The organism is Streptomyces sp. NPDC001732 (assembly GCF_053596315.1).
The window spans coordinates 26,179-52,061 of the sequence record NZ_JBSFFY010000011.1 but is presented as its reverse complement, the minus strand read 5'-3'; the positions used below and the strand labels follow the sequence as shown (position 1 = coordinate 52,061).

The window sequence follows — 25,883 nt, the reverse complement described above, 5'->3', positions numbered from 1 at the left end:
TCGGAGCCCTTCGTCCGCGGCCTTTCGTCCGGGGCCCTTCGTCCGGGACGGGCCGGCCCCGTGGGGTCCGGCCCGGGTGCCGGAGCCTAGCCGAGCGCCGTTTCGAGCCAGGCGGGGTCGAGGAAACCCTCGGCGACGATCGTGGCCGGTCCGGTCATCTCGACCTCGCCGTCCGGCCGTTCGGTGATCACGAGGGTGCCGCCGGGCAGATCGACCGTGTACGTGACCGGGGTGCCGGTCCTGGCGGGGTCCGTGCCGTCCCTGCGGGCCGTGGCGACGGCCACGGCGCAGGCGCCGGTGCCGCAGGAGCGGGTCTCGCCCGAGCCGCGCTCGTGGACCCGCATCGCGACGTGGCGCGGTCCGCGGTCCACGACGAACTCGATGTTGACGCCGTCGGGGTAGACGGCGGCGGGGCTGTAGGGCGGCACCGAGAACAGGTTGCCGGCGTGTGCCAGGTCCTCGACGAAGGCAACCGCGTGCGGGTTGCCCATGTTCACGTTGCGGGCGGGCCAGCTGCGGCCGTCCAGGCTGACCGTCACGCCGTCCTCGGGGAGGAGCGCGCGCCCCATGGAGACCGTGATGTCGCCGTTCTTGGCGATGTGCACCCGCTTCACACCGCCCCGGGTCGCGACGGCGAGGTCGCCCTCCTCGGCGTGCCCGGCGCGCTGCAGGAAGCGGGCGAAGACCCGTACCCCGTTGCCGCACATCTCGGCGACCGAACCGTCGGCGTTGCGGTAGTCCATGAACCACTCGGCCTCGGCCGCCATGGCCCGTGCCTCGGGGTGCGCGGAGGAGCGTACGACGTGCAGCAGGCCGTCGCCGCCGATGCCGGCCCGGCGGTCGCAGAGCCGGGCCACGAGGGCCGGGGGCAGGTCGATGGCGTTGTCCGGGTCGGGAACGATCACGAAGTCGTTCTCGGTGCCGTGGCCCTTGAGGAAGGCGATCTGGGAGGTGCTCACGGAATCAACTGTACGAAACGGCCCCGACGGCCGCCGGAACCGTCCGCGCCCCGGACGACCTGGCCGGTGGGCCGATGCCCCGGCAGGGACCGGCGCCCCGCCCTCGCCCCGGACGTCAGTGGCGGAGCCGTGCCACGCGCCAGACGGCCAGGGCGACCAGGGAGGTGACCACGAGCACGTACAGCGCGATCACCCGCCAGTCGGCCCGCTCGCCCGATCCTCTCTGCGGCAGGCCGGGCCAGGTGTGTCCCACGCGGCGGGCGGCCATCATGCCCCAGCCCGCGGCGCAGCCGCTGATCAGCAGGCCGAGCATGGCCACCACCGCGCCGCCGTCGCCGAACTCGAAGGCCAGCGGGAAGGCGAACATCAGCGATCCCACCGCGGCGAGCATGACGATCGGCGCGAGCTGCCAGATCCGCAGTCGGCGCACGGGGCGCAGCTCGACCTCGACCTCGACCTCGGGGGTCGCTTCGAGTTCGTCGGGCCCGTCGGGGCTCAGGCTTCCTGCCCCGTGCAGGGTGTCCGGTGCGTCCTGTTCACTGTCGCGAGGGCCGGCCTCCATCGCCACGCGCCCTCCCAACTCGGACCTCGCTGTCGATCGATGCTCGATGATGGCACGCTCCGGGGCGCCGAAATGACGGGCAGGGCTTCCCGATGCCATCACGTGATCAGGCTGTAACCGCTCGTTCGATCAACGCCAGCGCCAGGTGCGGGAGTTCCCCGCGGTCCTGCACGGCGCCGCTCAGCCACCGGACCCGCGGGTCCCGGCGGAACCACGAGTCCTGGCGGCGGGCGAACCGTTTGGTGGCGCGGACGGTCTCGGCGCGCGCCTCGTCCTCGGTGCATTCCCCGGCCAGCGCGGCGAGCACCTGCTGGTATCCCAGCGCCCGGGACGCGGTCCGGCCCTCGCGCAGCCCCTGCGCCTCCAGTGCGCGCACCTCGTCCACGAGTCCGGCCGCCCACATCCGGTCGACCCGGCGGGCGATGCGTTCGTCGAGTTCGGGGCGGGCCACGTCGACGCCGATCTGGACGGTGTCGTACACCGCGTCGTCGCCGGGGAGGTTGGCGGTGAAGGGCTTGCCCGTGATCTCGATGACTTCGAGGGCCCGGACGATCCGGCGGCCGTTGCTCGGCAGGATGGCCCGGCCCGCCTCGGGGTCGGCGGCGGCGAGCCGGGCGTGCAGGGCTCCGGAGCCGCGCTCCACCAGTTCCTCCTCCAGCCTGGCCCGTACGCCGGGGTCGGTACCGGGGAACTCCAGGGCGTCGATGGCACCCTTCACGTAGAGCCCGGAGCCACCGACCAGGACGGGGGTGCGGCCCGCGGCGAGCAGCCGGTCGATCTCGGCGCGGGCCAGCCGCTGGTACTCGGCCACGCTCGCGGTCTCGGTGACGTCCCAGATGTCCAGCAGGCGGTGCGGGACGGACGCGCGTTCCGGAAGCGTCAGCTTCGCGGTGCCGATGTCCATTCCCCGGTAGAGCTGCATGGAGTCGGCGTTGATCACCTCGCCGTCGAGCTGCTGAGCAAGAAATACTCCCAGATCGGACTTTCCGGCCGCGGTGGGGCCGACGACGGTGATGACCCGCGGTGCGGGAGCTGAACTACTCACCGCCCCAGTCTCGCAAACCCCGGCGCCTCCTCCCCAATGAGCGAGGGCGGAGCGACGCCGTGCGGCACCCCGGCCGGCCCGGACCGAGCCGCTTCCTCTCCCTGCCCAGTAGAATTCGAACCGAATATGGGCGTTTTTCACCGTTTGGTGAAGCGTCCGACCTCAGTTCTCCCAGCAGGGAAGGTGCCCGATGGGCTTCCTGGAAAATCTGAAGGCCAAGCTGAGCCCCGCCAAGGACAAGGTCGGCGAACTCGCGCATCAGCACGGGAACAAGATCGACCAAGGGCTCGACAAGGCCGCACGGGCGGTCGATCAAAAGACCAAGGGCAAGTACAGCGACAAGATCGAGTCCGGTACGCGGAAGGCCAAGGACGCGGTCGAGCGCCTGTCCCACAAGGACGAGGGTGGTACGCCGCCCGCTTCCTGACCATGTGCTGAATCACATACGGGGGACGGCCGTGCGGCAATGCCGTGCGGCCGTCTTCCGTCGGTCGGTTCAGGGGCTCAGGACCATGCGGCGACCAGGTACCCCACGCCGTACGGGGCGTCGTCGTACAGCAGTCGTCCGCCCAGGGCCGCGCCCTGCGCAGCCCCCGCGAGCACCTGCCAGGGGGCCCGGCCCGCCGCCTTCAGCTCGTGGGCCAGTTCCTCGTCCAGCTCGAGCAGCGCGTCGGGGTCCGCCGCGCCCAGCGCACGGGCGGCCGCCGCGTCGAACGTCTCGGCCCGTTCGTCCAGGTAGCCCGGGGCCTTGAGGGTGCGGCAGGCGCTGCCGTCGCCCATCACGAGCAGGGCCACCCGCTCCGCCCGGTCCGCCAGCCCCTGCCCGGTGTCCGCGCAACGGCCGGTTTCGAGCGGTTCCCCCACGCCCAGCCCCTCGACCGGCGCACCGGTCCATCCCGCGCGGGCGAGCAGCCAGGCGCCGACGGATAGGGCCGGCGGGAGCGGATTCGCGTCCACCGGTGCGAGGTCGCGCCCGAGCCGTACGGCGAGGTCGACGCCGAAGCCCCCGAAGGTGCCGGTGGCCCCCTCGGGGTGCGGGCCGCGGCCCGGCAGTTCCGCGGGCCCGACCACGATCAGCAGATCGGGGCGCGCCGCGGCGAGCACCCCGACGGCCTCGGCGCAGGCGTCCCGCAGGGTGTCGAGCTCGGGGGCGGCACCGGCGGCGACCTCCGGCACCAGCAGGGGCGGGCAGGGGCAGACAGCGGCGGCGACAAGCATGGTGGGCAGCGTACTGCTCGGGCCCGGCCCACGGTCGGCCGCCGTCGCCCTTCGGACAGTCCGGGGTCAGTCGCAGCCGCAGCCGGGGGCCGCGGCTGCGGGCTGCGGCACCGGGGCCCCGATGCCGGGCAGGCCCAGCATCACCCCGGCCGGCTTGGCGGCCTCGGCCGCGTTGCGCTTCTCCCAGGCGTCACCGGACCGGGTCCGCCGCACGCCCACCGGCGCACCCTCGGCGAGGAGGTGGTGCGGGGCCGCATAGGTGATCTCGACGGTCACCACGTCGCCCGGCCGCACGTCCTCGTCCGGCTTGGTGAAGTGAACCAGGCGGTTGTCGGGGGCGCGGCCGGAGAGACGGTGGGTCGCGCCGTCCTTGCGGCCCTCGCCCTCCGCGACCATGATCTCCAGCGTCCGGCCGACCTGCTTCTTGTTCTCCTCCCAGGAGATCTCCTCCTGAAGGGCGGACAGGCGCATGTACCGCTCCTGGACGACCTCCTTGGGGATCTGGTCCTCCATCTCGGCGGCCGGCGTCCCGGGGCGCTTGGAGTACTGGAAGGTGAAGGCGTTGGCGAAGCGCGCCTCGCGGACCGCGTGCATGGTCTGCTCGAAGTCCTCCTCGGTCTCGCCGGGGAAGCCCACGATGATGTCGGTGGAGATCGCGGCGTCCGGCATCGCGGCGCGCACCTTCTCGATGATGCCGAGGAAGCGTTCCTGCCGGTACGAGCGCCGCATCGCCCTGAGGATCGTGTCCGAGCCCGACTGCAGCGGCATGTGGAGCTGGGGCATCACGTTGGGCGTCTCGGCCATGGCCGCGATCACGTCGTCCGTGAAGTCGCGGGGGTGCGGGGAGGTGAAGCGGACCCGCTCCAGTCCCTCGATCCTCCCGCAGGCGCGCAGCAGCTTGGAGAACGCCTCGCGGTCGCCGATGTCGGAGCCGTACGCATTCACGTTCTGGCCGAGCAGGGTGATCTCCGAGACGCCCTCGGCGACCAGTGCCTCGATCTCGGCGAGGATGTCGCCGGTGCGGCGGTCCTTCTCCTTGCCGCGCAGGGCCGGGACGATGCAGAAGGTGCAGGTGTTGTTGCAGCCGACGGAGATGGAGACCCATGCCGCGTAGGCGGACTCGCGGCGGGTGGGGAGGGTGGAGGGGAACGCCTCCAGGGATTCGGCGATCTCGATCTGCGCCTCCTCCTGGACGCGGGCGCGCTCCAGCAGCACCGGCAGCTTGCCAATGTTGTGCGTGCCGAAGACGACGTCGACCCACGGGGCCCGCTCGACGATGGTGTCGCGGTCCTTCTGCGCCAGGCAGCCGCCGACGGCGATCTGCATGCCGGGCCGCTTCGTCTTCATCGGGGCGAGCCGGCCGAGGTTGCCGTAGAGCTTGTTGTCGGCGTTCTCCCGCACCGCGCAGGTGTTGAAGACCACGACATCGGCGTCGCCGTCGGAACCCTCGTCCGCGCGGACGTAACCCGCGCCCTCCAGCAGCCCCGACAGGCGCTCAGAGTCGTGGACGTTCATCTGGCACCCGTAGGTGCGGACTTCGTAGGTCTTGGGTCCCTCGACGCTCACTGCGGGGCTCCGGTCGCTGCTGCTGGTCATGCCCTCAAGGGTAGGTGCTCCGGGGAGGCCTCCCGCCGCATCGGGTCAGGGGCGCCGAGGGTGCCCGTACGGGGGCGGGCGGGGCGTCCGTCCCGGCATCGCGGCCCCGGCGCGGCCGAGCAGGGCGAGCGGGTGCCCCGGGAGGAGAAGTTGGCCGAATACGAGCGCCACGTCCACTCCGAGCGGGGCGCCGGGCACCCTGGGCCGGGCCGTCGGGCCCGGTCCCGGACGAACCCGTCCCGGAGCAGTGGCCCCCGGGCCCGGCTCAGTGGAACTCGTGGATCACCTGGATCTCGCCGACGATGTGGGTGTTGAACTCGTCGAGTTCCTCGGCCGGAACCCAGAGTTCGAGGATCGTCCGCCCGCCCGCCTGTTGGACGGGATAACGGCTCAGGAAGTCCGACTCGACCTCGAAACGGGTGACGAAGCCTGCGCCGCTGTGCTTCACGTTCCAGTCCCGCGCGATCATGATCGCGTAGTCCTCGTCGAGAACCGGATAGAAGATCGGCTGTTCGGGAAGCCGGGGCGGCCAGGCCCGCCAATTCAGCTCCCGGACCAGATCCAGCTCCTCGGGGCCGGTGGGGCGCCACAGGGTCGTCGTCGCTCGTCCGCTGGTCATGGCCGTCGCTCTCCGAACTCGGGAGGCCGCCGGTACGGCGGTCCGGGCACCGGACGATACCGGCCCCGCGAACTCACCGGCCACGAGGTTTCCCCGGCCCCGACTCGGCCCCCGGCTCGCCGCCCACCAGCCGCGCGGCCTCACGGGGCGAGCGGGCCTGGCACGGCCGGGCGCCCCCCGTCGCATCACGTACCCGCGGCCGGGCGCCCGCCCCGTCCCGTCAGGCGTCGGCGCCCCGTATCCGCGCTTCCTTCTCCTCGGCGTCCGCGAGCAGGAGGAGCAGCGGCGACAGCACCAGCTCGACGACCGCCAGCGTCACCTGGAACCAGTGCGGCCACCCGTGCACGGCCAGCGACAGCACCCTCCCGAGCGCACCCAGCAGGAACACCCCGGCCAGCCACTGGACCGCCGTCGCGGGAATCGGCGACTGCCGGGCCGCCCAGAGCCAGCCGAGGCCGTACCCGGTGAAGATCGCGCCGAAGAACCGTCCGAGGCTGTCGACCGTCGGACCGGCCGAACCCTCGCCCGGGATCGCGGCGTTCCCGAGCAGCACGTGGAAGAGCCCGATCGCCACGCAGGCATACCCCATCGCCAGTACGAGCCCCCGGAGCACCTTGCCTCTGGACATGACCCACCCTCCCCGCTCTGCTGGCAACCGCCTTACTGGACACGTGTCTACTAGACTACGGCCACTTAGTAGACGCGTGTCAAGTAGTATGGGTGGGTGCCTCCCCGCCAGCGGCTCAGCCCAGCCGAACGCCGCGCCCAGCTCCTTGCCGTCGCCGCGCGGCTCTTCGCCGCGCATCCGTACGACGACGTGCTGATGGAGGGGGTCGCGGAGCAGGCCGGTGTCTCCCGCGCGCTGCTCTACCAGCACTTCCCCAGCAAGCGTGATCTCTTCGCCGTCCTCTACCAGCAGGTGGCCGGGCAGCTGCTCGCCAAGAGCCGGTTCGACCCCGCCGACACCCTCGTCGAGCAGCTCACCGAGGGCCTGGATGCCCACATCGAGTACTTCGCCGAGAACCGCAACACCGTCCTGGCGGCGAACCGGGTGCTGGCGGGCGACCGTCTGATCCAGACGATCATGGCCGACGAGCTCGACGCCCTGCGCGAGCGGCTGCTCGGCGTCCTCCCGCTCGCCGACGACAGCACCCGGCAGGCCGTGTCGGGCGTCCTGAAGAGCTGGCTGGTGTTCGTCCAGGTGCTGTGCGTGGACTGGCTCACCGAGGAGACCTGCACCCGCGCCGAGCTGCGCGACGTGTGCATCGGCGCCGTACTGGGCGCCATCCGGCCGCTTCTCGACGAGGACCCCGCCCCCGACTGGCCCCGCTGACGGCCGGGCCCGGCGGGAACAGTGAGATCGGCCCTGGTCATCGCCGGAACGGACTGGCAGGATCGCCGCCATGCTCCAGGCTCTCTCCCGCATCGGCAGGCGCCGCGCCCTCCAGGCGTGCGCCGCCCTCGTCGTCGTGCTCGGGCTGCTGCTGTGGGGGCTGCTCCCGCTCGGGCAGTCGGAGCCGACGGGGACCCTGACCTTCAGCACCGGGGTGCGCAGCGGGGTCTACCAGCGCTACGGCGAACGGCTCAGGGGGGACCTGGCCAAGGATCTGCCCCAGGTGTCGATACGGCTGCAGACCAGCGAGGGCTCGCAGCAGAACATCGCACGGGTGGCTTCCGGGAAAGCCGACTTCACCATTGCCACCACCGACGCCCTCTCCACGTATCTGCGCAGCGGCAGGCCCGGCGCCGACCTGCTGCGGGGCTGTGTGCGGCTGTACGACGACTACATCCAGCTGGTCGTGCCCCGGGACTCGCGGGTGCGGAAGGTCTCGGACCTGCGCGGCAAACGTGTCGGGGTGGGGCAGCGGGGTTCGGGGGTGCGCCTGGTCGCCGACCGGGTGCTGGCGGCGGCCGGCCTCGATCCCGAGGACGACGTGACACCGGTTCCCTCCGGCATCGACACCATGCCCGGACAGTTGGAGGACGGACGGCTCGACGCCTTCTTCTGGTCCGGCGGGCTGCCCACCACCGCCGTGCAGGAACTGTCGGACCGGTTCCCGGTCCGGCTGATACCGCTGGAGGCCCGGCTGGTCGAGAGGCTCCAGGCCGCGGGCGGGTCCGCCCGTTACTACCGCTCGGCCGTGATGCCCGCCGACGCCTACCGCAACGCGCAGCAGGGGCAGGCGGTACCGACGGTCGCGGTCGCCAATGTGCTGGTGACCACGGAGCATTCGGACCCGGCGCTGACGGAGGCGTTCACCCGGACCGTGATCGACAGCCGGGACCGGATCGGGCGCGAGGTGCACGCGGCGCAGCTGGTGGATCTGCGTACGGCGATCTACACCGATCCGCTGCCGCTGCACGAAGGGGCCAGCCGCTACTACCGCTCGGTCAAGCCCTGACCGGTTCCCCCGCCCCATCCGGTCCGGCCCGCCCCCGCGCCCCGTCCGCTGTCGCGCCCACCCGGCCCGGTCGGCACCCGGTTCTCCCCCACCCCTCCGGACCTCATGCCGCGCACCCACCAGCAGCACCCCCGGCCCGCGGTGGGCCGGGTCCCCGGCTCAGCCCTGGGGGCTGTTGCGCGGCACCGAGACCGTCACGCGCAGCCCGTGCGGTTCGTGGGTCGCGTAGCCGAGCGAACCGCCGCCCGCGGCCAGCAGCGCCTGCGAGATGGACAGGCCCAGGCCGGATCCCTGGATGTTCTGGTGCTGGGCGCTGCGCCAGAAGCGGTCCCCGATGCGCTCCATCTCCTGCGCGGTGAGGCCGGGCCCGCGGTCGGCGACGACGACCGTCACGTCGTCGCTGCCGGAGGCGACCGTGACGAGGACCTCCTCTCCCGCGGGGGTGAATTTCAGCGCGTTGTCGATGATGGCGTCGAGGGCGCTCGACAGCGCAATGGGATCCGCCCAGGCGGTCACCGCGGACGAACCGTCCGCCCTGAGCCGTACCCCCTTCTCCTCGGCGACCGGCCGCCAGGACGCGACGCGTTCCGCGGTGAGCGCGCCGATGTCCGTGAGCTGCAGATCGGCCGCGGCGTGTTCGGCCAGCGCGAGGTCGAGCAGGTCGTCGAGGACCTGCCCGAGGCGTTTGCCCTCCGTGCGCACGGAGGCGATCTCCTCGTTGCCCTCGGGGAGTTCGAGCGCGAGGAGTTCGATCCGCAGCAGCAGCGCGGCGAGGGGGTTGCGCAGCTGGTGCGAGGCGTCGGCGACGAAGGCGCGCTGCTGCTCCAGCACGTCCTCGACGTTGTCGGCCATCTCGTTGAACGAGCGTGCCAGGCGTCTGAGTTCCGGTGGCCCGCCGGAGGCCGCGACCCTCGACCGCATGCGCCCGCTGGCGATGTCGTGGGTGGCCGCGTCCAGGGTCCGCACCGGCAGCAGGACCCAGCCGGTGAGGCGTATCGCGGCGCCGACGGCCACCAGCATCGCGACCGCTTCACCGGCCGCGATCAGCAGCCAGCCGCGGAGCGTGCGCGAGCGCATCTCGTCGGTGGGCGAGTCGAGGACCACGACGGCGACGACGTCGCCGTCCCGCACGACGGGCGACGCGACGACGATCCTGCCGTCCTGCCACGGCCAGACCTGCGGCGGATCGTGACTGCGCCGTCCCAGGAGAGCTTCCTTGAACGCCTCGCGGCCCTCGCCGTCGATGGGGAGCTGCCAGGTCGCCGGGGCCTTCGCCATGGCCCGGTCGTCGCGGTAGAGGACACCGGCGCGGATGCCGTACACCGATGCGTAGGTGTCGAGTTCATTGCGCAGGGTGCGCCGGCGCTCGTCGTACCCGGCCGCCGGTTCGGTGATGAACTGCGCGAGCGCGGCGAAGCGCGCCGTGTCGTCGATGCGGTCGATGACGACGCGCTGCTGCTGGGCGGCGGCCACGCTGACGGCCAGCGGGAAGCCGAGGGCGAGCAGCACGCTTGCCATGAGAACGATGAGCAGGGGAAGGAGCCGGGTGCGCACCTGGGACGTACGCCCTTACGTGGTCGGGGCGACGAGGCGGTAGCCGACCCCGCGCACCGTCTCGATCAGTGCGGGCAGCCGCAGTTTGGAACGCAGGGACGCGACGTGCACTTCGAGCGTGCGCCCCGTGCCCTCCCAGCTCGTGCGCCACACCTCGCTGATGATCTGCTCCCGGCGGAACACCACTCCGGGGCGCTGTGCGAGCAGCGCGAGCAGGTCGAACTCCTTGCGGGTGAGCTGGACTTCCGCCCCGTCGACGCTGACCCGGCGGGTCGGGAGCTCGATGTGGACGTGTCCGAGACGCAGCGCGGCGACGGGCGTGGGCACGGTGTCCTCGCCCACCGTGTTGCGGCGGCTGACGGCGTGGATGCGGGCGAGGAGCTCGCCGGTGTCGTACGGCTTGACCACGTAGTCGTCGGCACCGAGGTTGAGACCGTGGATCCGCGACCGGACGTCGGAACGCGCGGTCACCATGATCACCGGGGTGGAGGTGCGCTTGCGGATCTTCCCGCACACCTCGTAACCGTCCTGGTCGGGCAGGCCGAGGTCGAGGAGCACGACGCCGAACGGCTCCGTGTCCGCAGGCAGCAGCGCCTGCAGGGCCTCCTCGCCGCTGCGCGCGTGCACGACCCGGAAGCCGTGCCGGGCGAGGATCGCGGAGAGTGCGGCCGCGACATGGTTGTCGTCCTCGACGAGCAGCAGTCTCATGGCCTCCCTTTCCGGGTTCGCGCGGGTTCGGGGTCGATGCGGGCCCACGGGTCGCGGGCGGGTGGATGTGCGGTGTCGGTACATGTCGGTGCGGTCTCCCGTACGCTCCCCGTCACTTCCCCGTACCGAGGCGTTTCACGTCATGGCGTACCAGGGCATCCACTCCGATGAGCGGTGTGTCAGTCAAGAGCCCGCCCACCGCATCCGGCCATCCGTTATGCACCCGGTACGCCCCGGGTCGGACGGTCCCCTCCCCGTTCACGCGGTGTGTCCGGCCGCCACCGGATCGTTATCCTCAATTTCCGCTCAGATGTAATGACGGTGGTAGCACCGCGTCCCTATGGTCCTTCCAACCGAGGAGGACGGAGCAAGAAGCCGATGAGCGGAGTTTCAGTGACCAAGGGCGCCCAGGACGCCACGCCCGCGGCGAGCGACCTTGTCGTACTGAGCAACGTCAACAAGCACTTCGGCGCGCTGCATGTGCTCCAGGACATCGACCTGACCATCGCCCGTGGCGAGGTCGTGGTCGTCATCGGGCCCTCCGGGTCCGGGAAGTCCACGCTGTGCCGCACGATCAACCGCTTGGAGACGATCGACTCGGGCGCCATCTCGATCGACGGCAAGCCGTTGCCCCAGGAGGGCAAGGAGCTGGCCAGGCTGCGTGCCGATGTCGGTATGGTCTTCCAGTCGTTCAATCTCTTCGCGCACAAGACGGTGCTCGAGAACGTGATGCTGGGCCAGATCAAGGTCCGCAAGACGGACAAGAAGGCCGCCGAGGACAAGGCCCGTTCGCTGCTGGACCGGGTGGGCGTGGCGACGCAGGCCGACAAGTACCCCGCCCAGCTCTCCGGGGGCCAGCAGCAGCGCGTGGCCATCGCGCGGGCGCTGGCGATGGACCCCAAGGTGATCCTCTTCGACGAGCCGACCTCCGCGCTCGACCCGGAGATGATCAACGAGGTGCTGGAGGTCATGCAGCAGCTCGCCCGGGACGGCATGACGATGGTCGTCGTCACGCACGAGATGGGCTTCGCGCGCTCGGCGGCGAACCGGGTCGTCTTCATGGCGGACGGAAAGATCGTCGAAGAGGCCACGCCCGACCAGTTCTTCAGCAACCCGCGCAGTGACCGGGCCAAGGACTTCCTCTCGAAGATCCTTCATCACTGATCGATCCGCACTGCCGGCTTCACCACTGATCGATCCGCACCCGCCGGTTCCCGAGCCGGTCGATCGTTCGTACCGCGTCAACTCTTAGGGAAAATCACCATGCAGCTTCGTAAGGTCACCGCCGCCTCGGCCGCCGTGCTCGCCCTCGCCCTCACCGCCACCGCCTGTGGCTCCGACAAGGAGGACGGCGGCTCGGGCGGCGGCAAGAAGATCACGATCGGCATCAAGATCGACCAGCCCGGCATCGGTCTGAAGACCCCCGACGGCAAGTACGTCGGCTTCGACGTCGACGTCGCCACGTACATCGCCAAGGAGCTCGGCTACAAGGCCGAGGACATCGTCTTCAAGGAGACCAAGAGCGCCGACCGCGAGACCGCGATCGACCGCGGCGACGTGAAGTTCATCGCCGCCTCCTACTCGATCAACGACGAGCGCCTGCAGAAGGTCGACTTCGCGGGCCCGTACCTGCTGGCCCACCAGGACATCCTGGTCCGTGCCGACGACGACTCGATCAAGTCGCCGGAGGACCTGAACAAGAAGAAGCTGTGTTCGGTCACCGGCTCGACCTCGGCGCAGAACGTCAAGGACAAGCTGGCCCCGAAGGCGCAGCTCCAGGAGTACGGCGGCTACTCCGAGTGCCTGACCGGCCTGGAGAACAAGGTCATCGACGCGCTGACCACCGACGACAGCATCCTGGCGGGCTTCGCCTCGCAGAAGAACTTCCAGGGCAAGTTCAAGCTGGCCGGCTTCAAGATGACCAACGAGAACTACGGCATCGGCCTGAAGAAGGGCGACGCCGACCTCAAGAAGAAGATCAACGACGCCCTCACCAAGATGGTCTCGGACGGTTCCTGGGACAAGGCCGTGAAGGACAACTTCGGCCCGGCGAACTACAAGAACGAGCCCGCCCCGAAGATCGGCAACGTCGTCAAGTGAAGCAGGGCTGACCGGGCGCGCCGTCCGTGAACGACGGCGCGCCGTGCCCTCCGACACGCGGAAGCGCGGGAGATCGTGTTCGACTTTCTTGAAGGTTACGACCTGCTGGGGGCCTTCTGGGTGACGGTGCAGCTCACCGTCTGCTCCGCCCTCGGCTCCCTGATATGGGGAACGCTACTGGCCGGAATGAAGGTCAGCCCGGTCCCTCTGATGCGCGGCTTCGCCACCGCGTACGTGAATGTGGTCCGGAACATTCCGCTGACCGTGATCATCGTGTTCTCGTCGCTCGGCCTGTACCAGACCCTGGGCGTCGCGCTCGGTGCCGACGAAACCGACACCGTCAACTTCCGGTTGGCCGTGCTCGCCCTGGTCGCCTACACGGCCGCCTTCGTCTGCGAGGCGCTGCGTTCCGGCATCAACACGGTGCCGGTCGGCCAGGCCGAGGCGGCACGCGCGCTCGGGCTGAGCTTCACCCAGGTACTGCGGCTGATCATTCTTCCCCAGGCGTTCCGTGCGGTGGTCAATCCCCTGTCCAACGTGCTGATCGCGCTGACGAAGAACACCACCGTCGCCTCCGCGATCGGTGTCGCCGAGGCCTCGTACCTGATGAAGGGCATGATCGAGAACGAGGCCCAGCTGGTCCTGATCTCGCTGGTCTTCGCGTTCGGCTTCGTCGTCCTGACCCTCCCGACCGGCCTGATCCTCGGCTGGGTGAGCAAGAAGGTGGCGGTGAAGCGATGAGTTCCGTCCTCTACGACGCCCAGGGGCCGCGCGCCAAGCAGCGCAACATCCTCTACACGGTGCTGTTCGTGCTGGCCGCCGCGGGCGTGCTGTGGTGGGTCTACACCAGCCTGGACGAGAAGCACCAGCTCGACTGGGTCAAGTGGGAGCCCTTCTTCACGAGCATCCAGCCGTGGGAGACGTACATCTGGCCGGGCCTCCAGAACACGCTCAAGGCGGCGTTCTTCGCCCTGATCATCGCGCTGCCGCTGGGTGCCCTGTTCGGGATCGGCAGGCTGTCGGACCACCGCTGGGTGCGGGTTCCGGCCGGAATCGTCGTGGAGCTCTTCCGGGCCATCCCGGTGCTCATCCTGATGATCGTCGCGAACGCGGTGTACGCGGAGTACACCACCATCGACACCGATGTGCGCCCGCTGTACGCCGTGGTGACCGGTCTGGTGCTGTACAACTTCTCGGTGCTCGCCGAGATCGTGCGTGCCGGCATCGAGACCCTGCCGAAGGGCCAGGCGGAGGCCGCCAAGGCGCTCGGCATGCGCAAGAGCCAGGTCATGGTGTTCGTGCTGCTGCCGCAGGCGGTGACGGCCATGCTGCCGGCGATCGTCAGCCAGCTCGTCGTCATCATGAAGGACACCGCACTCGGTGGTGCCATGATGACCTTCACCGAGCTGCTGGCGTCGGTCCGCCCGATGAGCGCGAACTACGGTGCCAACACCATCGCGTGCTTCACGGTCGTCGCTGTGATCTTCGTGCTGCTGAACTTCGCGCTCACCTCCTTCGCGAGCTGGCTGGAGCGGTGGCTCCGGCGCGCGAAGAAGAGCAAGGGCACCGCTCCGGGGGGCGCATCACCGACCGTCGGTGAGCCGTCGCTCATCGCCGACGACGGACACGCCGCCTGACGGCCCGTCTCATGCTGTGCTGAGGGGCGGTGGCCGACCGGCCACCGCCCCTCAGCACTGTCCGGTGTCGCTTGACGCAAGCACCGGCAGTAGGTTGCATACGTTCTGTGATCGCGCCCCCAGCACCCGCCGCCGCCACACCCCCTCCGTCGTCCGCCTGCCTGCCGGGCCGTGGGGCACCTTCGCCCACGTCACCGACTTCTTTCCCGGCCGTGACACCGACGTCGTCCGCACGGATTCGAGGAGCTCTCCCGTGGACCCGGTGATCGTCGTCGGTGCCGGGCCCGTCGGCCTGGCGCTGTCGCTGGCCCTCGCGGCGCAGGACGTGCCCACCGTCCTGCTCGACGAGGATCCGGACAAGGACGAGACGCGTCCCGCCCGCACCGTGGTGCTGCGCGAGGACACCCTGGCCCTGGCCGAACGCCTCGGCTGCAAGGCGCTGCGGCACGAGGGCGTCCGGTGGTCCGGCTGGCGGTCCCTGCGGCGCAAGCAGCTGGTGCGCGAACTGCCGCTCGGCTCGGGCTCCTCCGAGGATGGTCCGCCGGCCTCGCCCATCCATCTGCCGCAGCACGCCCTGACGCGGGCGCTGCGCGAGGCGGTGGGCGGACAGGAGCTGGTGCAGGTCGCCGCGCACAGCCGGATCGACACCCTGGAGCAGGATCCGAGTGGGGTCACGGTGCACACCAGAGGGTCCAACACGACCTGGTGGCGCGGGAGTTACCTGGTGGGCTGCGACGGTGCCAGGTCCACCGTGCGCAAGCTCCTCGACATCCGGTTCCCGGGGCGTACGGCGGTGGAGCGGCACGCCGTCGCCGCGCTGCGCACCGAACTGCCCTGGCCGGGGCAGGCCGTGCTGCACCGGCTGCCGCCGTGGCGCACGGGCGGCGCCGAGGTGACCGCGCGCCCGCTGCCGGACGGCGCCTGGCGGCTGGACTGGCTGCTGCCGCCGCGGGGCGAACTCGTCACCCCGGACGCGCTGATCACCCGGGTCCGGGACACCCTGGCGGGCTGGTGCGGCGAAACACCGCCGTACGAACTGCTGGACACGGGCGTGTACACGCTGCACCACCGGCTCGCCCTGCGCTGGCGGGCCGACCGGGCCTTCCTGGCGGGAGACGCCGCGCATCTGCTGGGCGCGCTCGGCACCCAGGGGCTCGACGAGGGGTTGCGGGACGTCGAGAACCTGGCCTGGAAGCTGGCCCAGGCATGGCATCACGGCGCCTCCGACGTACTGCTCGACAGCTACCAGGCCGAGCGCCGGGCCGCCGTCGCCTCGCGGCTGCGCGCCGCGGACCAGTCGCTGCCGATACTGCGCGGCGGTGGCGGGCTGCGGGCCCTGGTACCGGGGAGCGCACGGGGGCACGACTCGCTGCTCACCGACGGGCATCTGGGATGCGGCCCCCTCGGTGCGCCTCCCTCGTACTCGCATTCGCCCCTTGCGCCCGCGCATGCCGAGGCGCACACCGCCGTGGGTACGCCCCCTGGTGCGCCGGTGGTCGATGTGCGGGTGACGGCGCCCGACGGCACGACCGTGCGGCTGCGTGAACGGCTGGGACAGGGGCATCTGCTGGTGGTCCTGGTGGCACCCGGCACCGGTGTGTGGGACCGGCGCCACTGGATGACCGCGGGTGTCATGCCGCGTCTCGCCGCGGCCGTCGACGCCCTGCCGATGAAGGGCGAGCTGCTGGTGACCGAGAGCTATCCGGGGGCTTCGGCCCACACCGTGCTGCTGATCAGGCCGGACGGCCATCTCGTGGCGTCGTTCAACGGGGTGCGGCCCGGAGAGCTCTTCGCTGCGGCGGACGCGGTACGGGGCGGCGCGGCGCATGACACCGCACGCTCCGACCGGACCGCGGACGTCAATTGACCCCTGCGGACGCCCATGGTGTACTCCGGAACATGACCGACACCGATGTACGCCTGTGGCGGAGGGTCCATATGGACCTCGTCCGCTACGCGGGCTGCGTGTGTCGACCGTCCTGCTGACTCGCCCCTCCTTGCCCCGCCGTGCGCTCCGCCGTGCGGACGGGCCCTCGCGCGAACCCTCAGGACGGTCCCTGTGTCTGCCTCTCCCCCACCCTCTGTACGCACGTCCGCACCCAACTCCGTGTCTCCCGTGCCCGCCGCATCCGTACCGGCCCCTGCGCCCACGTCCGCGTCCGCGTCCGCCGACGATTCCGGTGCGACGACTGCTCCGGCTGCTGCTCCGACGGCTGCGGAGCTGCTCGATTTCGTCCGTCGTGTCGCCGCCGACGCCAAGATCGTCGCCTCGCTCCCCCTCGATCCGGAGGGCCGCACCTGGATCCAGCTCGACGGCCCCGGGGGCAGCGAGGCGTGGCTGATCGGCTGGCCGCCGGGCACCGGTACGGGCTGGCACGACCACGCCGACTCGATCGGCGCCTTCACCACCGCGGCCGGCGCCCTCAAGGAACTGTCGCTCGCCGCCCGGCTGCCCACCGACGGCTGGAAGACCCTCGAACTCGCCGAAGGGATCGACCGGTCCAGGCAGTTGACCACCGGTCAGGGCCGGGCGTTCGGCCGCCATCACGTCCACGAGGTGCTGAACGAGTCCGCGACGGAGCATGCGGTCTCCGTCCACGCGTACTACCCGCCGCTGCCACGGATCCGGCGTTACAGCCGCACCGGCAACCTGCTCCGCCTCGAGCAGGTCGAGCGGCCGGAGGACTGGCAGTGAGCGACGGCCGCCGCGACGGCACGGAACCGGTCGGTATCGACGAGCTGCTGGAACGGGTCAGAGCCGGGTTCGTCAGGATCGGCCCACAGGCGGCGGCAGCCGCCGTCTCGGAGGGTGCGCTGCTCGTGGACATCCGCTACGCGGAGCTGCGGGAGCGGGACGGGCGGATCCCGGGAGCGCTGGTCGTCGAACGCAACGAACTGGAGTGGCGGCTCGACCCACTGGGGAGACACCGGGCCCCGCAGGCCGTGAGCCATGACCTCCGAATCGTGATCGTCTGCAACGAGGGCTACGCGTCGAGCCTCGCCGTCGCCTCCCTGCGACAGCTGGGACTGCACCGGGTGACCGACTTGATCGGCGGCTTCCAGGCATGGCGCACCGCAGGTCTCCCGGTCGAACGGCAATGAGCCTGGCAGAGCGGACGGAACAGGCGAAGGAAGCAGCAGGCAGAAGGGACAGGAGAGGCGGGAGAGGCGGGAGAGGCAGGGGCGGAGGTAGGCGCAGAGGGGCGAGAAGAGCGTTGTCCCGGTCCGGCAGGAGCCACGGATACACCCCAGCCCCCCGCTCACCGGCTCCATGAACACCGCAGAACAGCCTTCCCTCCCTCTTTCTCCTCCCCCTCCCCCTGCGGCGTCCCTACCGCGTGGGCTGCCCCCGGTCCGCCTCCCGCCGTTCCCCCGAATCCGCGCCGACACACCCGAACGCCACGCTCCGGTGGAGCGATCCCCGTGCACGACGGACATTCGCCTCAACCTCGAAGGACCGACGTGACGGAGACTCTGCGCCCATGCCGACCCCCACCCCCGCCCTCACCCCCGACCAGTTCGATGCCCAGGTCGCCCGCCTCCACGAGACCGAGGCATGGCAGCGGATCGTCGCCGGCTGGGACCTCACCGCCTCCGACTCCGCCCGGGCTTCCGACCCCGTACAGCCTTCCGGTCTCGTACGGGGTTCCGGCTCCGGTGCCACGGAACAACCGGCGGACCGCGAACCGGCCGGCTGGCGGGACCTGTTGTCCGTACCGGTCGACCAGCTCATCGCCGACTCCGTGCGTTCCCTGCCGACGGTCCCGCCCCGCGAACGCCCCCTGCCCGGCCGTCTGGGCGCGATCCTTCCCGACCGGCTGCACGCCTGGCGGCGCATCGGCCGGGCCGATGTGCGGCCCTCCGTCCACCTCGCCCACGCGAGGCAGATCCTGACCGAGTGGGGCTGGCAGAACACCCCTTACCGGCTCCGCAACGCCCGTGGCGCACGGTGCATCTGCGGCGCCCTCCTCACCGCGCACCGCCTGGGCTACGGCTCCCTCGACACCGTGGACCGCGCCGGTGCCTGGCTCGTCGCCGAACTCCGCTCCCAGGGCTGGACCGGGCTGATCGGCCCCTGGAACCGGTATCCCGGCCGCACCGCGGCGGACGCGCTCGCCCTGATCGACGCCACCATCGCCCGCGCAGCCCGCGCCGGACAGTGATCGCCACTGCCTCTCTCCCCCGTAGCCCGCAGCCTCTGTCACGCAGTCGGCACCAGCGCTCGACCGACTCCCCGCGGCCCGTCTCTCACGGTCCCCCTGTCACGTTTTCCCCTGCCAAGCCCTACCGCTCGGCCCGCATGCCCGTAGCACGCCTCCCGGAACGCACCTCCGTCCACGCCTCCCCCGCGCATCACCGTGTCACCGCACCACCACGAGTCGCCCCCCGACGTCTCGGGCCCCCAACACACCACCGCGCGGTACCGGTCCGGTCAGAACGGCTCGTCCAGCCCTTCGGTGTCCTCCCCCTCTTCCTCCAGTGCTTGCCGCACCACACGCAACGCCATGCCCTCCCCGTAGCCCTTGCGGGCGAGCATGCCCGCAAGGCGGCGCAGTCTCCTGTCCCGGTCCAGGCCACGGGTGGAGCGCAGCTTGCGCGCGACCAGCTCCCGGGCGGTGGCCTCCTCCTGCTCGGAATCGAGCTGCCCGACGGCCTCGTCGATCACCTCGGAGGAGACCCCCTTGGTCCGCAGCTCGCGGGCGAGAGCGCGCCGGGCCAGGCCGCGTCCGTGGTGCCGGGACTCCACCCAGGCGTCCGCGAACGCGGCATCGTCGATCAGCCCGACGTCCTCGAAGCGCGACAGCACTTCCTCGGCCGCCTCGTCCGGGATCTCCCGTTTGCGCAGGGCGTCGGCGAGCTGCTTCCGCGTGCGCGGGGTCCCGGTGAGCAGTCGCAGACAGATGTTGCGCGCCTGCTCGACCGGGTCTCGCGACTCCCCCTTCTCGGCCCTCGACGAGGAGGGGGAGCCGCTGCTCCTGGTGCGGGAGCGGGCACGACGACCCGCCCCCTCGCCGGATCCGGGGCCCGAACCGGTGCCGTGACCGGAATCGGCCTCCGGCCCGTGCGTGCCCCCGGACCCGGCCGTGTGTCCCGCGGCGAATTCGTGGCCCGGGTCCACGCCGTGGTCAGTAGCGCTGACCGGCCACTCCGTACGACGCGTCACGGTCTAGCTCTTGGCCGCCGCGGTCTTGGCCGACTTGGCCTTGCTCGCCGGAGCGGGCGCCGCCTTCGCGCTCTCGGCCGGAGCCGCGGCGCCACCCGCCGCATCCGCGCCGGCCGCGTTGTCCTCCGCCTTGACCCCGACACCCAGCTTCGTGAGGATCTTCTTCTCGATCTCGTTGGCGAGATCGGGGTTGTCCTTGAGGAAGTTGCGGGCGTTCTCCTTGCCCTGACCGAGCTGGTCGCCCTCGTACGTGTACCAGGCTCCGGCCTTGCGGACGAAGCCGTGTTCCACGCCCATGTCGATCAGGCCGCCCTCACGGCTGATGCCCTGGCCGTAGAGGATGTCGAACTCGGCCTGCTTGAAGGGCGGCGCAACCTTGTTCTTGACGACCTTGACGCGGGTGCGGTTGCCGACCGCGTCGGTGCCGTCCTTCAGCGTCTCGATCCGGCGGATGTCGAGGCGCACCGAGGCGTAGAACTTGAGCGCCCGGCCACCCGTCGTGGTCTCCGGCGAGCCGAACATCACGCCGATCTTCTCGCGGAGCTGGTTGATGAAGATCGCGGTGGTCTTGGACTGGTTGAGCGCACTGGTGATCTTGCGGAGCGCCTGGCTCATCAGGCGGGCCTGCAGACCCACGTGCGAGTCGCCCATCTCGCCCTCGATCTCGGCCTTCGGCACGAGCGCCGCGACGGAGTCGATGACGATCAGGTCGAGCGCGCCGGAGCGGACCAGCATGTCCACGATCTCGAGGGCCTGCTCGCCGTTGTCCGGCTGGGAGAGGATGAGGCTGTCGATGTCGACACCGAGCTTCTTCGCGTACTCGGGGTCGAGGGCGTGCTCCGCGTCGATGAAGGCGACCGAGCCGCCGAGCTTCTGCGCGTTCGCCACGGCGTGCAGCGTCAGCGTCGTCTTGCCGGAGGACTCCGGTCCGTACACCTCCACCACGCGGCCGCGCGGCAGGCCGCCGACCCCGAGGGCCACGTCGAGGGCGGTCGACCCGGTGGGGATCACTTCCACGGGCTCGTTCGGCCGCTCACCGAGGCGCATCACCGCGCCCTTGCCGAATTGCCGTTCAATCTGTGCGAGTGCGGCGTCCAGCGCCTTCTCGCGGTCGGTTCCTGCCATGGGTTCCACCCGATTTGCTTGAGTCGATCGCTTCACGTCAAAGACGCTAACCCCTGCCACTGACAATGGGCCTCGACGTCCTCCCGGCCTGTGGACAACTCCACGGTCGGGCCCGGGAAAACCCGGCCGGAATCCCATGAGAATGGATGTTCGATTTTAGTGTCAAGCGGACCACGCCGCCCCCGCCCGGGCCGGCTGCCGGGCGTCACCGAACCCCGACCGCGCCCTGCGGAAGGCGGAGGAGCGAGCGGCCGGAGGTCAGACCCGTGTGCGAACTTGTGGGAGTGAGGAAGCCGCACGGATCGACGTCGGAGGGGGATCGGTGGCAGTGGTGGACGACGGCTGGGCCGGCATGAGCTGGGACTGGACGGACTGCGACGACATTCGCAGGCGTCTCGACGAAGGCGCCGATCCGGAGAAATGGAGCGGGGGCCGGCCGCTGCACCGTGCGACGGTGTTCGGCTCTCCGGAGGTCGTCGCCGAGCTCGCCGGCCGAGTCGCGGACGTGGACGCGCTGGAGAACGGGGTGACGGCGCTGTGGGAGGCCGTCGTGTCCAGAAGGCCGGAAAGCGCTCGGGCCCTCGCCGCTGCCGGGGCCGATCCCTGGCGGCCGTCGATCGGCGGCTGGTCACCGGGGCGGCTGAGCCTCGCGGGACCGACGCCGGACCTGTTCCCGGTGCCGGCCGGGGTGCGGCTGACCGACACGGAGCGCGCGGCGGTCCGGGAGGCCGGTCGGCTCGTCGCGGCGCTGGGTGATTTCCACCACGACGGCCTGGGGCTCGCCTGTGTGGCCGGGATCGACGCGGCCGAAGCGGTCCGCCGCCTGGAGGCGGTGCCGGTGAGGAGTGAGACCACCGAGGAGCTGCTCGAGTACCTGCACGGGGAGGGCAGGGCCGAGAGCATGCGGATCATCGGGGTGACGTCCGTGCCGGGCGGCTGCGTCGTGATGCAGCCGTGGGGGTACGCACCGCACATGCCGGGCGTGCTGACCCGGCTGTCCGCCGGCACCGTCTGTTACGGCATGTACGCCAACCCCAAGAGCGGTGACCAGGGCAGCATCGCCCGCCACGGGACCCTCGAGAGCTGGGACCTGCACCCGGGCGGCGATCCGGACGAGGGTGACGGCTCCGGGGAAGTACTGAATTCCTACCTCTACCGGCACAACGCCGTGGCCTACTCCTGCGCCTTCGCGGGACTGCGTCCGACCGACGCACGCGCCGTGACCGGACCTCCCGATCTGTGGGTCGAACTGCCGGACCGCGACCACTGGAGTCACTGACCCGACCAGAACACCCGCACCACGCCTACGCCACGTCTGGGCCGCGGAGCGGTCAGGCGCGCTCCGGATCCTCCCGGTCCCCGGCACCGACGCCTCGGCCGTTCCCGTCCCCGTCGCTCTCGGGTGCACGCCAGACCCTGCGCAGCCGGATGAGCAACGGCTCGACGCGCCGTCGGCTCTGCCCGTGCACCCGCGGGTCGTCCGTCACGTCGTACCGCTTCACGTACGCGCCGAGGAAGGCCTGCAGCGTGGCGACGGCCGGGATCGCGATCAGCGCGCCCACGGCACCCATCAGCGCCGTGCCCGCGATGACCGACCCGAAGGCGACCGCCGGGTGGATGTCCACGGTCTTGGAGGTGAGCTTGGGCTGGAGCGCGTAGTTCTCGAACTGCTGGTAGATCACGACGAAGCCGAGCACCCACAGCGCGTACCACGGGTCGACGGTGAAGGCGATCAGCATCGGCAGGGCACCCGCCAGGTACGTACCGATCGTGGGAATGAACTGGGAGACCAGCCCGACCCAGACGGCGAGCGCGGGCGCGTACGGAACGCCGAGGATCACCAGCAGGACGTAGTGCGCGATCCCGGAGATGAGCGCCATCAGACCGCGCGAGTAGAGGTAGCCGCCGGTCTTGTCCACCGCGATCTCCCAGGCCCGCAGAACCTCCGTCTGCCTGGCGGGAGGCAGCACGGAGCACAGGGCGCGCCGAAGCCTGGGGCCGTCGGCCGCGAAGTAGAACGAGAACAGGAAGATCGTCAGGAGCCGGAACAGCCCGCCGAGGACGGTGGTGGAGATGTCGAGCACTCCGGTCGCACTGTTCTGCACGTACTTCTGCAGCCAGTCGGAGTGGAGCACGCTGTCCTGGATCTCGACCCGGGAGAGGTCGGTGCGGAAGGTCTGGTTGACCCAGTTGATCACCGAGTCCAGGTACTTCGGGAACTCCTCGACCATGTCGGCGATCTGGCCCGCGAGCATGGAGCCGAGCAGGACGACGAAGCCCACTCCGGCGATCAGCACGGCGAGGAAGACCAGGAAGGTGGCGAAGCCGCGGCGTATGCCGCGCGCCGACATCCTGCTCACCGCCGGCTCGATGGCGAGCGCCAGGAAGAACGCGATCAGCACATTGATCAGCAGCCCGATGAGCTGGTCGAACGCCCAACTGCCGAGCCGGAAACAGGCATAGAGCGCCAGGGCGAGCACCATGGCACGCGGCAGCCACGAGGGCATGCGGGCCGATCCGGTGCCGGAGGGCGGCGTTTGTGGAGGAGCGGTCGGGGTGGAAAGCGGCTGGTTCTGTGCTGTCTCGTCTGTCGGTGCCACGGCTCCAGTCTCGCCTACGACAGTGACGAGGCGCTGTCTGCCCCGGACAACAACCCCGGTCCGGCTGCCGACGAGCCGGGAAAGCGCCCCTGCCCACCATGGCCGAAAGCAGCTGCCCACCGGTGGCGGGCCAAGAACCGGCTGTCGTGCGACGAGTCGGAGGTCAGCGCTTGTCCTCGGGGATGCCGACCGCCGCGCAGACACCCCGCCAGACGTCCTTCGTCTCCCAGCCCGAGGCCAGCGCCTGGTGCACCGTCTGCCCGCCGAGCTCGGCCATCACATGATCGCGTGCGAAGGAGTCGGCGTACGACGCGCCGAAGTGATCCGCCATCCGTTCCCAGAAAATCGTCAACCGCATGCCCTCAGTATCCCGCTCCTGAGGGTGCAGCCCGGCCGCTACGTCTTGTCGAGAGCGCTTACCGTCCTACGGTCGGTCCATGGCTGGAACCGGAACAAGTCCTCTCAAGCGCGCCGAACAGTTCATCTGGCTCACGGCCCGCGTCCTGGAACAGCGGCGGTTCGCCCATCACTTCCTGAAAGGAAGTGCGGACGCCGTGGAGACCGCGCTCGCCGCCTATCTGAACGAGGACGGCGGCTACGGGCACGCGCTCGAACCCGATCTGCGCGGCCCCGTGAGTCAGCCGCTGCACACCGCGCACGCGCTCAATGTGCTCGACTCCATCGGCCGCTGCGACGGCCCCCGGATGGAGCGGGTCTGCCGCTTCCTCACCGAGGTGTCGACCCGGGAGGGCGCGCTGCCCGCCCTCCTGCCGACGCAGCGCGGCTATCCCGCCGCGCCGTTCATCCCGGTCGTCGACGACCCGCCCCCGGAACTGCTGACGACCGGCCCCGTCGTCGGGCTCCTGCACCGCAACGCGGTGTGGCACGCCTGGCTCTTCCGGGCGACCGACTTCTGCTGGGCGGCGGTCGAGGCCCTGGACCGGTCGCACCCGTACGAGATCGAGGCGGCACTCGCCTTTCTGGACGGTGCCCCGGACCGGGCCAGGGCGGAGGCGGCCGCCGACCGGCTGGGGCGGCTGGTGCGCGATCAGCGGCTCGCCGTGCTCGACCCGGAGCGGCGCGACGAATATCCCGTGGCGGCCGGGTACGCGCCGGGAGAGCAGCACTTCCCGTACGACTACGCCCGTACGCCCGGGTCGCTCGCCCGTCGCTGGTTCACCGACGAGGAGCTGTCCCGCTCGCTGGACCATCTCGCGGCCGAACAGCAGGCGGACGGCGGCTGGCCGGTCAACTGGCGCCAGTGGGCACCGGGCACCGCCCTGGAGGGGCGGCCCCTCGTGACCATCAAGGCACTCCTGACCCTGCGCGCCCACGGACGCAGTCTCGACTGAGCCCGGTGGCCGGGGCGGGCGCCGGTCGGCGCACCCCGTCGCCGCCGGGTGGTCGCGGGGTCTTCCGGCCGGGCCGGCCGGGAGTTCGGATCAGGCCCAGCCGAGGGCGCGCACCCCTGCCGTGACGACCACGGCGGAGCCCACGACCACGAGGAAGGGCGCGCGCAGGGCCAGGGCGAGCGCGGCTGCGGCGAGCCCCACGCCCCTGGCGTCCAGGGTCAGGTGCCGGCCGTCGCCGAACGTCTGCTGCGCGGTGAGTGCCGCCAGGAGTGCCACGGGCAGGAGCGCGGCGAGGCGCTGGGTGAGCGGGCGTTCCAGTACTCCCGCGGGCACCAGCAGCCCGAGCAGCTTGGCGAGGTAACAGCCGACCGCGGTCAGCGCGATGGCGATCCAGACGTTCATCGGTTCTCCTCCGTGCCGGACGTGGGCCGGTTCGGTTCCCGGTGTGTCTCCGCGAGGGCCGGTGCACGGTCCGTGCCGCTGCGGCGCCCGCTCAGGAAGAGGACGGCGGGCGCGGCGAGCGCGGACAGCAGGACGGGGACGCCCGCGGGCAGTACCGGCAGCAGGCCGAGCGCGAGCAGGACCGCGACGGCGGCGGTGACGCGTTCGGTGGGGGTCTTCAGCATCGGTGCCAGCAGGGCGAGGAAGACCGCGGGCGAGGCCGCGTCCAGCCCCCAGGCGTCGGTGTCGCCGAGCGCCTTCGCTCCGAGTGCGCCCAGCAGCGTGGTCAGGTTCCACAGCACGTAGAGGGTGAGTCCGGTGACGGCGAAGCCGATCCGTGCCGCCCGCCGGGTCGGCTGCGGCAGGGTCACCGCGGTCGTCTCGTCGATGACCCACTGGGCGGCGAGGGGGCGGAGGAACCGCGGAAGTGCCAGCAGTTGCGACAGCCGCAGCCCGTAGAACGAGTTGCGCACGCCGAGGAAGAAGGCTCCGGCGGCCGCGGTGTACGGGTTGCCGCCCGCGGCGAGGGCGCCGACGAGGGCGAACTGCGAGGCGCCGGTGAAGACGGCAAGACTGAGCACGCAGGTCTGCAGGAGGCTCAGTCCCGAGCCGGCCGAGGTCACGCCGAAGGCGAAGCCGGAGAGCCCGACGGCTATGCCGACGCCGAGCGCGTCGCGCACGACGGCCGCGTCCGGCTTCGTGCCGGGCGCCTCCGGCCGCTTGCCGGGGTCGGTCGTGCCGCCGTCGGGCGCGTCCGTCGCTTCGCCGACGCCCTCGGGAAGTGTTGTCTGTTCTGCCACG

The 25,883-nt window shown here is 71.0% G+C and carries 29 protein-coding genes; 14 read left to right on the top strand and 15 right to left on the bottom strand.

Translation table 11 applies throughout. The features are described from left to right. Positions 1-86: 86 nt before the first annotated feature. The 3 genes from dapF to miaA form a co-directional block, all read right to left on the bottom strand. Positions 87-959, bottom strand: coding sequence for a diaminopimelate epimerase (gene dapF / locus ACWCXX_RS14345; protein ID WP_451126912.1), 873 nt, complete (start codon positions 957-959; stop codon positions 87-89). A gap of 115 nt (positions 960-1,074) precedes the next feature. After that, on the bottom strand, positions 1,075-1,521 hold the full coding sequence (locus tag ACWCXX_RS14340; protein WP_451127100.1) for a hypothetical protein: 447 nt from the start codon (positions 1,519-1,521) through the stop codon (positions 1,075-1,077). Positions 1,522-1,627: 106 nt separating this feature from the next. Beyond that, positions 1,628-2,566: a tRNA (adenosine(37)-N6)-dimethylallyltransferase MiaA gene (gene miaA, locus ACWCXX_RS14335; protein ID WP_451126910.1), complete on the bottom strand. Its 939-nt coding sequence runs from the start codon at positions 2,564-2,566 to the stop codon at positions 1,628-1,630. A 190-nt stretch (positions 2,567-2,756) separates the two neighbouring features. Here miaA and ACWCXX_RS14330 point away from each other — a divergent pair, with 190 nt between their 5' ends. Further along, a complete protein-coding gene (locus tag ACWCXX_RS14330; protein ID WP_451126908.1) occupies positions 2,757-2,993 on the top strand; it encodes an antitoxin in 237 nt (78 codons plus the stop codon). Positions 2,994-3,070: 77 nt separating this feature from the next. Here the strand turns inward: ACWCXX_RS14330 and ACWCXX_RS14325 are convergent, their stop codons facing one another. The 4 genes from ACWCXX_RS14325 to ACWCXX_RS14310 all read right to left on the bottom strand — a co-directional run bounded on the left by ACWCXX_RS14325 (position 3,071) and on the right by ACWCXX_RS14310 (position 6,627). Further along, complete coding sequence (locus ACWCXX_RS14325; RefSeq protein WP_451126906.1) at positions 3,071-3,784, bottom strand: class III extradiol dioxygenase subunit B-like domain-containing protein; 714 nt, start codon at positions 3,782-3,784, stop codon at positions 3,071-3,073. Between the two features lie 66 nt (positions 3,785-3,850). After that, on the bottom strand, positions 3,851-5,380 hold the full coding sequence (gene miaB / locus ACWCXX_RS14320; protein ID WP_451126904.1) for a tRNA (N6-isopentenyl adenosine(37)-C2)-methylthiotransferase MiaB: 1,530 nt from the start codon (positions 5,378-5,380) through the stop codon (positions 3,851-3,853). 265 nt (positions 5,381-5,645) lie between these two features. Continuing rightward, positions 5,646-5,999, bottom strand: coding sequence for a hypothetical protein (locus tag ACWCXX_RS14315; protein ID WP_451126902.1), 354 nt, complete (start codon positions 5,997-5,999; stop codon positions 5,646-5,648). Between the two features lie 220 nt (positions 6,000-6,219). After that, positions 6,220-6,627 carry a DUF4345 domain-containing protein gene (locus tag ACWCXX_RS14310; protein WP_451126900.1) on the bottom strand — a complete coding sequence of 136 codons (408 nt, stop codon included), beginning with the start codon at positions 6,625-6,627 and terminating at the stop codon, positions 6,220-6,222. Between the two features lie 96 nt (positions 6,628-6,723). Here ACWCXX_RS14310 and ACWCXX_RS14305 point away from each other — a divergent pair, with 96 nt between their 5' ends. Together ACWCXX_RS14305 and ACWCXX_RS14300 are read left to right on the top strand one after the other, a co-directional pair. Then, the gene (locus ACWCXX_RS14305; protein ID WP_451126898.1) at positions 6,724-7,332 is read left to right on the top strand and encodes a TetR/AcrR family transcriptional regulator; all 609 of its coding nucleotides are present in this window, start codon (positions 6,724-6,726) and stop codon (positions 7,330-7,332) included. 70 nt (positions 7,333-7,402) lie between these two features. Further along, entirely contained in the window at positions 7,403-8,401 is a 999-nt protein-coding gene (locus tag ACWCXX_RS14300) for a TAXI family TRAP transporter solute-binding subunit (RefSeq protein ID WP_451126896.1), read from the top strand. Between the two features lie 159 nt (positions 8,402-8,560). Here the strand turns inward: ACWCXX_RS14300 and ACWCXX_RS14295 are convergent, their stop codons facing one another. Both ACWCXX_RS14295 and ACWCXX_RS14290 read right to left on the bottom strand, forming a co-directional pair. After that, positions 8,561-9,955, bottom strand: a complete 1,395-nt coding sequence (locus tag ACWCXX_RS14295; protein WP_451126894.1) for an ATP-binding protein — start codon at positions 9,953-9,955, stop codon at positions 8,561-8,563. 15 nt (positions 9,956-9,970) lie between these two features. Next, entirely contained in the window at positions 9,971-10,663 is a 693-nt protein-coding gene (locus ACWCXX_RS14290) for a response regulator transcription factor (protein ID WP_451126892.1), read from the bottom strand. 378 nt (positions 10,664-11,041) lie between these two features. Here ACWCXX_RS14290 and ACWCXX_RS14285 point away from each other — a divergent pair, with 378 nt between their 5' ends. The 9 genes from ACWCXX_RS14285 to ACWCXX_RS14245 all read left to right on the top strand — a co-directional run bounded on the left by ACWCXX_RS14285 (position 11,042) and on the right by ACWCXX_RS14245 (position 18,563). Continuing rightward, positions 11,042-11,827, top strand: a complete 786-nt coding sequence (locus ACWCXX_RS14285; RefSeq protein WP_451126890.1) for an amino acid ABC transporter ATP-binding protein — start codon at positions 11,042-11,044, stop codon at positions 11,825-11,827. A gap of 99 nt (positions 11,828-11,926) precedes the next feature. Next, positions 11,927-12,763, top strand: a complete 837-nt coding sequence (locus ACWCXX_RS14280) for a glutamate ABC transporter substrate-binding protein (protein WP_451126888.1) — start codon at positions 11,927-11,929, stop codon at positions 12,761-12,763. A 75-nt stretch (positions 12,764-12,838) separates the two neighbouring features. Next, a complete protein-coding gene (locus ACWCXX_RS14275) occupies positions 12,839-13,504 on the top strand; it encodes an amino acid ABC transporter permease (protein ID WP_451126886.1) in 666 nt (221 codons plus the stop codon). Further along, positions 13,501-14,400 (top strand): amino acid ABC transporter permease, encoded by a 900-nt coding sequence (locus tag ACWCXX_RS14270; protein ID WP_451126884.1) that lies wholly within the window; start codon positions 13,501-13,503, stop codon positions 14,398-14,400. Before ACWCXX_RS14275 ends, ACWCXX_RS14270 begins: the two co-directional genes overlap by 4 nt. Positions 14,401-14,653: 253 nt before the next feature. Then, positions 14,654-16,267 (top strand): FAD-dependent monooxygenase, encoded by a 1,614-nt coding sequence (locus ACWCXX_RS14265; protein WP_451126882.1) that lies wholly within the window; start codon positions 14,654-14,656, stop codon positions 16,265-16,267. A 32-nt stretch (positions 16,268-16,299) separates the two neighbouring features. Then, positions 16,300-16,386: a putative leader peptide gene (locus ACWCXX_RS14260; protein ID WP_311605579.1), complete on the top strand. Its 87-nt coding sequence runs from the start codon at positions 16,300-16,302 to the stop codon at positions 16,384-16,386. Positions 16,387-16,507: 121 nt separating this feature from the next. After that, positions 16,508-17,095 (top strand): cysteine dioxygenase, encoded by a 588-nt coding sequence (locus ACWCXX_RS14255; RefSeq protein ID WP_451126880.1) that lies wholly within the window; start codon positions 16,508-16,510, stop codon positions 17,093-17,095. Then, positions 17,092-17,502, top strand: a complete 411-nt coding sequence (locus tag ACWCXX_RS14250; RefSeq protein ID WP_451126878.1) for a rhodanese-like domain-containing protein — start codon at positions 17,092-17,094, stop codon at positions 17,500-17,502. Before ACWCXX_RS14255 ends, ACWCXX_RS14250 begins: the two co-directional genes overlap by 4 nt. A gap of 380 nt (positions 17,503-17,882) precedes the next feature. Further along, positions 17,883-18,563, top strand: a complete 681-nt coding sequence (locus ACWCXX_RS14245) for a DUF6197 family protein (protein WP_451126876.1) — start codon at positions 17,883-17,885, stop codon at positions 18,561-18,563. A gap of 269 nt (positions 18,564-18,832) precedes the next feature. Here the strand turns inward: ACWCXX_RS14245 and recX are convergent, their stop codons facing one another. Both recX and recA read right to left on the bottom strand, forming a co-directional pair. Further along, complete coding sequence (gene recX, locus ACWCXX_RS14240) at positions 18,833-19,564, bottom strand: recombination regulator RecX (RefSeq protein WP_451126874.1); 732 nt, start codon at positions 19,562-19,564, stop codon at positions 18,833-18,835. 3 nt (positions 19,565-19,567) lie between these two features. After that, a complete protein-coding gene (gene recA, locus ACWCXX_RS14235; RefSeq protein ID WP_451126872.1) occupies positions 19,568-20,689 on the bottom strand; it encodes a recombinase RecA in 1,122 nt (373 codons plus the stop codon). A gap of 322 nt (positions 20,690-21,011) precedes the next feature. On the opposite strand from recA, the gene ACWCXX_RS14230 reads away from it, so the two are divergent. Then, positions 21,012-21,968, top strand: a complete 957-nt coding sequence (locus tag ACWCXX_RS14230) for an ankyrin repeat domain-containing protein (protein ID WP_451126870.1) — start codon at positions 21,012-21,014, stop codon at positions 21,966-21,968. A 52-nt stretch (positions 21,969-22,020) separates the two neighbouring features. Here the strand turns inward: ACWCXX_RS14230 and ACWCXX_RS14225 are convergent, their stop codons facing one another. Both ACWCXX_RS14225 and ACWCXX_RS14220 read right to left on the bottom strand, forming a co-directional pair. Next, positions 22,021-23,196, bottom strand: a complete 1,176-nt coding sequence (locus ACWCXX_RS14225) for an AI-2E family transporter (RefSeq protein WP_451126868.1) — start codon at positions 23,194-23,196, stop codon at positions 22,021-22,023. A gap of 256 nt (positions 23,197-23,452) precedes the next feature. Beyond that, entirely contained in the window at positions 23,453-23,647 is a 195-nt protein-coding gene (locus ACWCXX_RS14220) for a DUF3046 domain-containing protein (protein ID WP_392080856.1), read from the bottom strand. A gap of 79 nt (positions 23,648-23,726) precedes the next feature. Between ACWCXX_RS14220 and ACWCXX_RS14215 the strand changes: the two genes are divergently transcribed. Next, complete coding sequence (locus tag ACWCXX_RS14215) at positions 23,727-24,641, top strand: hypothetical protein (RefSeq protein WP_451126866.1); 915 nt, start codon at positions 23,727-23,729, stop codon at positions 24,639-24,641. Between the two features lie 90 nt (positions 24,642-24,731). Here the strand turns inward: ACWCXX_RS14215 and ACWCXX_RS14210 are convergent, their stop codons facing one another. Both ACWCXX_RS14210 and ACWCXX_RS14205 read right to left on the bottom strand, forming a co-directional pair. Then, the gene (locus ACWCXX_RS14210; protein WP_451126864.1) at positions 24,732-25,043 is read right to left on the bottom strand and encodes an AzlD domain-containing protein; all 312 of its coding nucleotides are present in this window, start codon (positions 25,041-25,043) and stop codon (positions 24,732-24,734) included. Next, positions 25,040-25,882 (bottom strand): AzlC family ABC transporter permease, encoded by an 843-nt coding sequence (locus ACWCXX_RS14205; protein WP_451126862.1) that lies wholly within the window; start codon positions 25,880-25,882, stop codon positions 25,040-25,042. The genes ACWCXX_RS14210 and ACWCXX_RS14205 overlap by 4 nt, the downstream gene beginning before the upstream one ends. Position 25,883 lies beyond the last annotated feature (1 nt).